11 protein-coding genes are annotated in these 10,025 nt (G+C 74.5%); 5 read left to right on the top strand and 6 right to left on the bottom strand.

What is annotated here, in order from left to right:
• Window positions 1-37: 37 nt before the first annotated feature.
• The gene (locus AB0F10_RS06080) at window positions 38-997 is read right to left on the bottom strand and encodes an Lrp/AsnC family transcriptional regulator (RefSeq protein WP_360620704.1); all 960 of its coding nucleotides are present in this window, start codon (window positions 995-997) and stop codon (window positions 38-40) included.
• Window positions 998-1,037: 40 nt separating this feature from the next.
• Here AB0F10_RS06080 and AB0F10_RS06085 point away from each other — a divergent pair, with 40 nt between their 5' ends.
• On the top strand, window positions 1,038-2,525 hold the full coding sequence (locus tag AB0F10_RS06085) for an MFS transporter (protein WP_360620705.1): 1,488 nt from the start codon (window positions 1,038-1,040) through the stop codon (window positions 2,523-2,525).
• Window positions 2,526-2,732: 207 nt separating this feature from the next.
• Here AB0F10_RS06085 and AB0F10_RS06090 read toward each other — a convergent pair whose 3' ends face one another.
• Window positions 2,733-3,581 (bottom strand): LLM class flavin-dependent oxidoreductase, encoded by an 849-nt coding sequence (locus AB0F10_RS06090; RefSeq protein WP_360620706.1) that lies wholly within the window; start codon window positions 3,579-3,581, stop codon window positions 2,733-2,735.
• Between the two features lie 163 nt (window positions 3,582-3,744).
• On the opposite strand from AB0F10_RS06090, the gene AB0F10_RS06095 reads away from it, so the two are divergent.
• The gene (locus tag AB0F10_RS06095) at window positions 3,745-4,386 is read left to right on the top strand and encodes a TetR/AcrR family transcriptional regulator (protein WP_360620707.1); all 642 of its coding nucleotides are present in this window, start codon (window positions 3,745-3,747) and stop codon (window positions 4,384-4,386) included.
• The gene (locus AB0F10_RS06100; RefSeq protein ID WP_360620708.1) at window positions 4,383-5,294 is read left to right on the top strand and encodes an SDR family oxidoreductase; all 912 of its coding nucleotides are present in this window, start codon (window positions 4,383-4,385) and stop codon (window positions 5,292-5,294) included. Before AB0F10_RS06095 ends, AB0F10_RS06100 begins: the two co-directional genes overlap by 4 nt.
• Window positions 5,295-5,300: 6 nt before the next feature.
• On the opposite strand, the gene AB0F10_RS06105 is transcribed toward AB0F10_RS06100, so the two are convergent.
• Window positions 5,301-5,759, bottom strand: coding sequence for an SRPBCC family protein (locus AB0F10_RS06105; protein ID WP_360620709.1), 459 nt, complete (start codon window positions 5,757-5,759; stop codon window positions 5,301-5,303).
• A gap of 267 nt (window positions 5,760-6,026) precedes the next feature.
• Between AB0F10_RS06105 and AB0F10_RS06110 the strand changes: the two genes are divergently transcribed.
• A complete protein-coding gene (locus tag AB0F10_RS06110; protein ID WP_360620710.1) occupies window positions 6,027-6,902 on the top strand; it encodes an SCO6745 family protein in 876 nt (291 codons plus the stop codon).
• 13 nt (window positions 6,903-6,915) lie between these two features.
• On the opposite strand, the gene AB0F10_RS06115 is transcribed toward AB0F10_RS06110, so the two are convergent.
• Both AB0F10_RS06115 and AB0F10_RS06120 read right to left on the bottom strand, forming a co-directional pair.
• A complete protein-coding gene (locus AB0F10_RS06115) occupies window positions 6,916-7,482 on the bottom strand; it encodes a dienelactone hydrolase family protein (RefSeq protein ID WP_360620711.1) in 567 nt (188 codons plus the stop codon).
• Window positions 7,482-8,393 carry a LysR substrate-binding domain-containing protein gene (locus AB0F10_RS06120; protein ID WP_360620712.1) on the bottom strand — a complete coding sequence of 304 codons (912 nt, stop codon included), beginning with the start codon at window positions 8,391-8,393 and terminating at the stop codon, window positions 7,482-7,484. The genes AB0F10_RS06115 and AB0F10_RS06120 overlap by 1 nt, the downstream gene beginning before the upstream one ends.
• Before the next feature lie 70 nt (window positions 8,394-8,463).
• On the opposite strand from AB0F10_RS06120, the gene AB0F10_RS06125 reads away from it, so the two are divergent.
• A complete protein-coding gene (locus tag AB0F10_RS06125; protein ID WP_360620717.1) occupies window positions 8,464-9,435 on the top strand; it encodes a dihydrodipicolinate synthase family protein in 972 nt (323 codons plus the stop codon).
• A 12-nt stretch (window positions 9,436-9,447) separates the two neighbouring features.
• On the opposite strand, the gene AB0F10_RS06130 is transcribed toward AB0F10_RS06125, so the two are convergent.
• Complete coding sequence (locus AB0F10_RS06130) at window positions 9,448-9,984, bottom strand: DUF6817 domain-containing protein (RefSeq protein WP_360620713.1); 537 nt, start codon at window positions 9,982-9,984, stop codon at window positions 9,448-9,450.
• Between the last annotated feature and the right edge of the window lie 41 nt (window positions 9,985-10,025).

Here is a 10,025-nt window from a genome sequence, read left to right on the forward strand (position 1 = left end):
GACATTCCTAGCGCACCGGCGCACCCCGGCGGCCGGCTCAGCGCACGGTGCCCAGTTGCTTGACGTGTTTGAGCACGGGCGCCGACTCGATGCGTTCCACCCCGTCGAGCGAGCCCAGCCGGTCGGTGACGTAGCGGTAGAACGCCGGCATGTCCTGGCAGACCGCGGTCACCTGCAGGTTCGTCGGCCCGGTCGTCGCCGCCGCGAAGACGATCTCCTCGTGCTCGCTCAGCGCCGCGCCGACCGCGGCCACCCGCGACGGCGCGACCGAGAGCCAGAGCAGCACCACGGCCCGGAACCCGAAGAACTCCGGCTCGATCTCCACGTCGGTGTAGAGCGAGCCCAAGCCGAACAGCTCCTGTACACGCCGGCGGACGGTCGACTCCGGCCAGCCGGTCGTCGCCGCGAGGTCGGTGTAGCTGGTGCGGCCGTCCCAGGACAGCGCCTCGATCAGAGGCGCGTCGGCGTCGGTGAGGTGCGCCGCGGCGGGCGAACCGACCGGCCGCACCGGGGTCAGCGCGGCGATCTGCTCCGCGGAGAGCGCGTCGTCGCGGCGGTCGGGTCCGACCGCGCCGCCGACGTACACGTGGAGCAGGCAGTGTGCGCTCACCGCGACCAGACGCGGCGTCCGCGGAAGCTTCTGCAGCAGCAGCGCCTCGCGGTCGGCGGACGCCGGCACGCGTACGTTGCAGGCGATCTCGGTGCCGCCGGAGGTGATCGACACCCATCCGGTGTCCGGCCGGCGGGCCAGCGCCCCGGCGATCTGCAGCGCCGCGTCCGGCGCGGCGCGCAGGCGAAGCACCCAGGTCTCGTACCCGAGCTCGATGGGGTTGGGCAGGCCGACCACCCGCAGGCCCGCCTCGTCGCGCAACCGGCGATAGCGCCGGGCGACCATCTGGTCGGAGACGCCGAGCACCGCGCCGATCTCGCGATATCCCGCGCGTCCGTTGATCCGCAGCGCGTGCGTCACCTGAGCGTCCAGGCTGTCGATTTCCACCAACCGAGCCTATCCGCTGTCGAGATCCGCCGAAAACCGCGTGGCGGCTGGTGAATTCGGCGGGCTTACCGGCATCCTGCTGGGCATGCGTAAATGGTCACCCCTGATTGCCGTCTGCCTCGGCACCTTCCTGCTCCTGGTGGACGTCACCATCGTCGTCGTCGCGTTGCCGGACATCGCCGACAAGTTCGGCGCCGGCTACACCGACCTGCAGTGGGTGCTCGACGGGTACGCCCTCGCCCTCGCCGCGCTGCTGCTCGGCGCCGGGTCGCTCGCCGACCGGTACGGCCGGCGCCGCACCTACCTGGTCGGTATCGGCCTGTTCGCATTCTCGTCGCTGCTGTGCGCGATCGCCCCGAACGAGCAGGCGCTGATCGCCGCCCGGGTGCTGCAGGGTGCCGGCGGCGCCGCCATGTTCGCCACCACCGTGGCCCTGCTCAACGTCACCTACCAGGGCCGCGACCGGGGCGTCGCGTTCGGCGTCTGGGGTGCGGTCAACGGCGCCGCCGCGGCGGCCGGACCGCTCGCCGGCGGCCTGCTCACCGAGCACTTCGGCTGGCGCTGGATCTTCCTGGTGAACCTGCCGATCTGCCTGATCGCGGTCTGGTTCACGGTGCGCGGCGTGACCGAGTCCAAGGCGCCGTGGGGTGGCCGCTTCGACGTGCCCGGCACGACCACCTTCACCGTGGCGGCGGGCGCGCTGACCTACGGCCTGATCCGCGCCGGCGACGCCGGCTGGACCGACGGCGTCGCCCTCGCCGCGTTCGCCGCCGGCGTGCTCGCCCTCGTCGCGTTCATCGTGGTCGAGCGCAGGTCGGATCACCCGATGCTGGACCTGTCGCTGTTCCGCCGGGTGCCGTTCGCCGCGCTGATCGTGGCCGCGTTCCTCACCCAGGCGGCGGCCTTCGGATACCTGCCCTTCACCACGGTCTGGCTGCAGCAGGTGCTCGGCAACGGCCCGGTCGACGCCGGCCTGATCGGCGCCCTGCCGATGGCCGCCGCCTCGCTGGTGGTCGGCGCGGCGGCCGGGCGGCTGCTGCAGCGGGTCGCACCGCGCTGGACGGTCGGCATCGGCCTGCTGCTGATCGCGGCCGGCAACCTGCTGCAGGCGGGCCTGGACGCGGACAGCACCGGCAAGGAGCTGATCCTCGGCCTGATCGTGGTCGGCGTCGGGGTCGGCTCGGTGCTGCCGTCGCTGTCGTCGGCGGTGCTCGGCCAGGTGCCGCGGGAGCGCAGCGGGATGGCCGGCGGGGCGCTCAACACGTTCCGCCAGCTCGGGTTCGCGCTCGGCGTCGCGGTGTTCGGGACGATCTTCGCGGACCGGGTGAGCGACGGGCACGGGCAGCCGGCGGCGTTCGCCGACGGCCTGAACGCGACGCTGACCGTGGCGTCGGCGGTCGCGCTGGTCGCCGGTGTCCTGGTGCTCGTCGCCGTCCGGCACCGGGCGGCGGCGCCGGGATCTGCGAGCGCCGTTGCGGAGGCCGGGCCACCCGCGGCGCCCTCCCCCGCCGCGTCGCAGGTCAGCTGAGCGGAATGGACGGCAGCGCCGGGTCGGCGGCGGCGTGCTCGGCCAGTTCACCGTCGTCGAGCAGCGCCGCGATCCGGTCGGCCGGCACCCAGCACGAAGTCCGCTGAGCCGCCCGGCCGCTCGGCTCACCTCGCGCGCCCAGGCCGGAGGGTCCGGTCTGGGCGCGCTCAGCGCCACCGCGCCCCCGGTTGGGTACGCGGGGGCTGGTCAGGCGGTGGCGGCCGCGATCCGGTCGACCTGGTCCGCGTCCGCCGACCAGCAGTAGAACATCACCTCGTCGGCGCCGAGCGCGGCGTACGTGGCGATCGCGTCGCGCAGGTGCGCGGGCGTGGTCAGCAGGCCCGCGAGCATGTACCGGGCGGTGGCCGGGTCGCCGTAGTACGCCTCGATCGCCGCCCGGGCCTCGGCGACGACCGGCGCCGGTCCGATCGCGACGTTCGCCTGGGCGACCAGCCGGGGCCGGCCCGACCGCCCCCGGGCCTCCCAGGATCGTTCGACGGACCGGAACAGCCGACCGAGGTACGCCGGCGGGGCGGCGCCGAGGAAGCCGTCGCCGAAGCGGGCGACCCGCTCCAGCGCGCGGTCCTTGAACGCTCCGACCAGCACCTCCGGGCCGGCGGCGCTGCGGGGCGACGGGCCGATCGGGCCCGCCTCGTCGGAGAACGGCTCACCGGCCCAGATCCGGCGCAGGTCCGCGAGTTGGCGGTCCATGAGCGCCCCGCGGGTGCGTACGTCCCCGCCGACCGCGGCGAAGTCGTCGGCCCGGCCGCCGATGCCGACGCCGAGGGTGAACCGGCCGCCCGAGATGCGGTCGAGGGTGGCGCACTGCTTCGCCAGCAGCGCGGTGTCGCGCAGCGGGACCAGCAGCACCTCGGTCTGCACCCGGATGCGGGTGGTCGCACCGGCGACGGCGGCGAGGGTGACAAGCGGTTCGGGGTTGTCCCAGACCAGCCGGTCCAGGAGGCCGAGGGTGCTGAACGGGCCGGCGTCGGCACGACGCGCCCAGTCGAGCAGTGCTTCGGGAGCGGAGATGGGCAACCCGAGACCAATGTTCATGACAGACCTTCCAGAGGGTGTACGGAACCGTCGCCGCCCCTCTGGGCCTCACGCGCTCGGCGCGCGGGCTGTGCTCCCACCCTGCGGCATACATCCGGGGAGCCAGATCAAAGTGCGGTGACCATACCGCATTTGCCATCCCGCAGCGCGGCCGCTTTAATGAATGAACGAGCATTTATTAATTAGGGAGGTCGCGGTGGCGGGACGTCCCCGGGGGATCGAAGACGCGGCGATCCTGCGCGCGGCGGCCGACGTGATCGGCCGGGTGGGCCCGGTGGGGCTCACCCTGGCCGTCGTCGCCCGCGAGGTGGGCCTGGTGCCCGGCACGCTCGTGCAGCGGTTCGGCTCCAAGCGGGGGCTGCTGCTGGCCCTCGCCGAGCAGTCCGCGAAGCACGCCGACGCGCTCCCCGGCCGGGTGCGCGAGGAGCACCAATCGGCACTCGAGGCCCTCGCCGCGCTGATCGTGGAGCCGATGGCCGCGATGGCCACGCCCGAGACCTACGCCAACCACCTGGCGTTCCTGTGCATCGATCTCACCGATCCGCAGTTCCGCCGGCACGCCCTGGCCATCCACGAGGCCCAGGGCCGGGCCGTCGAGGCGCTGCTCGCCGAGGCGCTGCTCACGGGCGAGCTGCGCGCCGGCACCGACCTCGCGGCCCTGGCCGGCTCCGTGCAGGCGATCGCCGCCGGCGCCGGCCTGATCTGGGCCCTGGACCGCCAGGGCACCCTCGCGCAGCGGCTCCGGAACCAGCTCGGCAACCTGCTGTCCCCGCACCTGCCCGCACCCGACCTGGAGGAATCATGACGAACGACGCCCCGCCGCTGGCCGGGAAGGTGGCCCTGGTCGCCGGCGGCACCCGAGGCGGCGGGCGCGGCATCGCCGTCGAGCTCGGTGCCGCCGGCGCGACCGTGTACGTCACCGGCCGCAGCAGCGCCGCCGGCCGCTCCGAGCTGGACCGCCCGGAGACCATCGAGGAGACCGCCGAGAGGATCAGCGCCGCCGGCGGCCTCGGCATACCCGTGCGCACCGACCACAGCCGACCGGACGAGGTCCGCGCCCTGGTCGGCCGGATCGCGGCCGAGCAGCAGGGGCGGCTCGACATCCTGGTCAACTCCGTCTGGGGCGGAGATCCGCTGACCGACTGGGAGCATCCGCTCTGGGAGCAGGACCTCGACACCGGCCTCAGGCTGATCCGGCAGGCGGTGGAGACCCACGTGATCACCAGCCGGTTCGCGCTGCCGCTGATGGTCGCCCGCGGCAGCGGCCTGGTCGTGGAGGTCACCGACGGCAACACCGCCCGCTACCGTGGCTCGTTCTTCTACGACCTCGCCAAGTCGGCGGTGATCAGGCTCGCCGTCGGGCAGGCCGCCGAGCTGAAGGAGCACGGCGTCGCGGCGGTGGCGATCACGCCCGGCTTCCTGCGCTCGGAGGCCATGCTGGACGTCTTCGGCGTCACCGAGGCCAATTGGCGCGACGGCGCCGCCAAGGACCCGAACTTCGCCCGCTCCGAGACGCCGACCTATCTGGGGCGGGCGGTCGCCGCGCTGGCCGCCGACCCCGCCATCATGGCCAAGACCGGACGGGCCCTGGCCACCTGGGGCCTGTACCAGGAGTACGGGTTCACCGACGCCGACGGCACCCAGCCGGACTGGACCGCACACTGGGCGGACGCCCTGGAGCAGGAGTACGGGCCGCTCGGCGACCCGCTCTGATCGGCCCTAGCCTTCGGCCAGGGCGGCGAGCCGGTCGACCGAGGCCCGCAGCTTCTCCGCCGTGGTCGCCCTGGCGCGGGGCAGGCGTTTCTCGTCGCTGAGCAGCGTCCAGTCGTAGGTGTGCGTGACCCGCGTGTGCCCGGCGTCGATCGGCTCCAACTCCCAGCGCCACAGGTGGCCGGGGGTCTCCCGGCCCGGCTCGGCGGGTTTCCACGCGATGCGCCGGCCCTCGGCGAACTCGACCACGTGGTTCTCGCGGACGTTTCCCGACGTGGTCGTCATCACGAACATGTCGCCGACGCCGTGCACGCGCTGGCCGGCGGGCGCCTCGGACAGGTTGGCGTTGCCGTCCCACCGCGGCTGAAGCGACGGATCGGCGATGAGCTCGAAGATGGCCTCGGCCGGGGCCGCGACCTCGCGGCCGGCTCTGACGACACGCTGGGTGTCCTGGTTGTCGTCGGTCATTCACCCATCCAATCAGATGATGTTGCCGCTATTGATCTTGATGCTCGCCTGACCGCCGATGAGAGCGCGCACCCGCCTCTTCACGCGGCCGGCTCCCCGAGATTCCGCCATGATCCGGTTACCGCCCTCCGTTGAAAGCCGCCCGACGACATCCACTGTGGATCGGCCGCGCCATATCGGTGATCGACAATAGCCGCCGTGGTCAGGGCCCCGCGGGTGTGCAAGCTAACTCTTGACCGTGCCGGCCCGTCGGCGTTAGGTGCCGGTATGAGCTCCGTTTCGGTTCCGCGTCAGCTGTGGTCATTGTTCGAGGCCGTGCACGCCGTCATCTACTTCGATCCGGCGGCCCTCGCCGCGCTCGAGGCCGCCGGCCTGCGCGGGTTCTGGCGGGGCTATTTCGCGAACCGGACGGCACCGCTCGGCGCGGTCGGCGCGGGACCGGTCACCGCCGCGTTCTTCGGGTTCGCGCCGGCGATGGTGGCCAGGGCGGTGCCTGACGTGTGGACCCGCATCAGCCCCGAGGCCGCGCTGGCGGCCCGGGCCGACGGTGCCCGGGCGGCGCTGTCCGGCCTGCTGGCCGGCGTGGCCGAGTCGCAGGTGGCCGAGGCCGCCGAGCTGCTGTCGGCCGCCGCGCTGGCGGTGGACCTGCCCGGCCGGGTGCTGGCCGCGGCCAACGCCGACCTGCCCTCGCCGCAGGACCCGGCCGGCCGGCTGTGGCACGCCGCGACGATCCTGCGCGAGCACCGCGGCGACGGCCACGTGGCGGCGCTGCTGACCGCCGGCGTGGACGGCTGCGAGTCGGTGGTCTGGCGCTCCGTGCTGGAGGCCGGCGCGCTGCCCGCGAGGATGCAGGCGGCCCGCGGCTGGAGCGACGAGCAGTGGCAGGCGGCGGCGCGGCGCCTGACCGACCGCGGCTGGGTCGACGGCGACGGCTCGGCCACGCAGGCCGCGCGGGACGCGTACGCGCAGGTCGAGGCGGTGACCGATCGGCTGGCGGCGGGGCCGTGGGAGCGACTCGGCGATGACGCGACCCAGCGCTGCGCCCGGCTACTCGAGCCCCTGGCCGCCCGCGCCTGGGCCGTGCTGCCCGCGGACAACCCGATCCCGCTGCGCCCCGCGGCCGCCCTGATCACGCGCGACTGACGCGTGGTGGCGCTCAGCCGACCCGGTCGAGGAACTCCAGGCTGCGCCGCAGGATCAGGGCCGACGTCTCCGGCTGGTACTCCTCCAGGCTGCTGTCGGTGCTCAGGTGCGCCGAGCCCGGGTACAGGAAGAGGGTCCCGTCCTTGGCGGCCGCCGCGAGTTCCCGCGCGACGTCGACCTCGCTCCACTCGTCCTCCTCGGCGAGGTGCAGTTGCAGCGGCACCCCGGCCGGCCACTGCCCGCCGAACGCCGAGGCCGGCACCCCGCCGTGGTAGATGATCGCGCCGAGCGCGCCCGGCCGGGTCTGCGCCAGCTTCTGCGCCGGCATCGCGCCCAGGCTGAAGCCCGCGTACACGACGTGGTCCGGGACGCCGGCGACCGCGGCGACACCGCGCGCGACGATCTCGTCCATGCCGATCTCCTGCGCGTGCGCCACCCCGGCGTCGAGGCTGTCGAAGGTCACCCCGGCGTACAGGTCGGGCACGATCACCGTGTGGCCCGCGCCGCGCAGGTGGTCGGCGAAGGCGTGCACGCCCGCGGTCAGGCCTTGGGCGTGGTGAAACAGGACGATGTCGGTCATTAGGTGATCTTCGTCCGGTCCGGGGTGGACGGCAAATCGACCACGCCGTCGTCGCGCAGCGCGGAGATGAAGGCGGCCACCGCGGGGTGGCCCGCCGCGCCCCTGCGGTAGGCGATCCGGTTGCGCCGGTGGGTCGCCAGCGGGATCAGCCGTACGCCCGCAGGCGGGTCGGCCGCGGCGAGTTCCGGCACCACCGAGACGCCCTGGTCCGCCGCGATCAGGGCCAGCACCGTGGCGAAGTCGTCGGCCTGGTGCCGAGCCCGCGGCGTGAACCCGGCCGCGCGGCAGATGTGCATCGTCGCCGTGTGGCACAGCGTGCCGGGGCTGGCCAGGATCCACGCGGCGTCGCGCACGTGGTGGAGCGCCGTGTGGGTGCCCGCGGCCGGCACCGCGAGGAACACCGTCTCGTCCAGCAGGGGCGTCGCGTCGAGCACCGGGTCCGGCTCGACCGGCACCACGTCGTAGTCGTGCAGCAGGCCGACGTCGAGGCGCCGCTCGCGCAGCGCGGCCGGGACGCCCACCGGGTCCAACTCGGTCACCATGAGCTCGAGCCCCGGGTGCCGGCGCCCCAGCCGGACCAGCGCCTGCGGCAGCAGCGTGCGCACGGCGGTCGGGAACGCGCCGATGCGCAGCGGCCCGGACAGGCCGGCGGTCACCGCGGCGAGCGCCGCCGACGTCTGCTCCAGGGCGGCGAGCACCGTTTCGGCGTGCCGCACCAGCACGTGCCCGGCCGCCGTCAGGGTGACGCCCCGGCCGGTGCGTTCCAGCAGCGCCACGCCCGCCTCCCGCTCCAGCGCCGACAGCTGCTGGGAGACCGCCGACGGGGTGTACGCGGCCGCCCGCGCGACGGCTGCGATGGTGCCGAGCCGGGACAGGTCGTAGAGCAGCCGCAGCCGGCGCACGTCGAGCATCAGCGCAGCTTACTGTGGCAGGCAGGAACGTGAACTAGACCTGATGCTTGATCTGCCGGACGCTGAGTTCATGACCTTCACCGGCGTGTACGTCCCGCTGATCACCCCGTTCGACGCCGCGGGGGCGGTGGCCCTCGAAGCCCTGGAGGGCCTCGCCCACGACGCGTTGCGGGACGGCGCGGCGGGCCTGGTGGCCCTGGGCACGACCGCGGAGCCGTCGGCGCTGACCGGCGGCGAGCGGCGGGCCGTCGTCGAGGTGGTCGCCCGGGTGTGCCGGGAGCACCACGCGCCGCTGATGATCGGCGCCGACTCGGTGCGCGCGGTCGGCGCCCTGCGGGACGCGGCGGCGGCGCTGAGCCTGGTGCCGCCGTTCCTGCGGCCGGGCGAGGACGGCGTCGTGGCCTGGTTCGAGGCGCTGTCGGCCGCCGCGGCGGTGCCGCTGATCGTCTATCACGTGCCGTACCGGACCGGGCAGCACCTGTCCACCGCGGCGCTGCGCCGGATCGCGGCCATCCCCGGTGTCGCGGGGATCAAGTACGCCAACGGCGGCATCGACGCCGGCACCGCCGAGTTGCTGGCGGACCCGCCGGAGGACTTCGCGGTGCTCGGCGCCGACGACGCCGTCGTCTCGCCGCTGCTGGCGATGGGCGCGCACGGCGGCATCCTGGCCTCCGCGCACGTCGCGACCTCGGACTTCGCCGGCCTGGTCGCGGCCTGGCACGCCGGTGACGCCGTACGGGCGCGGGCGCTCGGGAATCGCCTGGCCGCGCTGTCGCTGGCGTTGTTCGCCGAGCCGAACCCGGCCGTGATCAAGGGGGTGCTGCACGCGCTGGGCCGCATCCCGACCGCCGCGGTGCGGCTGCCGCTGCTGCCCGCGAGCCCCGCGACCGTCGAGGCCGCCCGGCGGCTCGCCGCGCCGCCCAGCAGGAAGCCGCCGAGCAGTGCCACCAGAGGCACACCCCCGCCGCCCATCAGCGGCGCGACGCCGGCCGCGACGGTCGCTGCCACGAGCGGCCGGCGACGGGCGGCCGGGCCGGGCTGAACTCGATGCGCCCTAGGGTCTGCCCAGGACCCGGCGGCTCTCCGTGAGGACCGGCGGCGAGGCCAGCGGCGCCCAGGACTCGAACAGGGCGCGCAGTTGGTCGCCGTGGCGTTCGGCTATGCCGGGGTCCCGCTCGACCACGTCGAGTTCGTTGACGATGCTCAGGTCGGTGAACGGCCGCACCTGCTCCGCCGCGAGGTCCCGGGCGACGCCCGCGAAGCGGTCCCACACCCGGCGGGTCTCGGGCAGCGCCCGCCAGCTGCGGGAACGGTCGCAGGCCGCGTACAGGTAGATGAGCGCCTCGGCGCGCTCGCCGACCAGGTCGCGCAGCACGGTGCGGTCGGCGACCGGCTGCAGGACCAGGTCGAAGCCGTCGGTGCCGTAGGCGGCGTGTGCCAGCCCGGCCAGTTGCACGTCGGGGCCGTGGCCGAGCGCGCCGAGCCGGTCGTGGACCCGGCCGAGGTGTGCGTAGAGGGTGCCGCCGGGGTGGTCGACGGTCTCGGCGCCGCGCTCGCGCAGCCACGCCCGCACGGCCTGCTCGGTGCTCATGACCTCGACCCTAGGCGCGCCCGGCGCGGCCGGGGTGCGCC

Source organism: Actinoplanes sp. NPDC026623, from assembly GCF_040638275.1.
GTDB lineage: Bacteria > Actinomycetota > Actinomycetes > Mycobacteriales > Micromonosporaceae > Actinoplanes.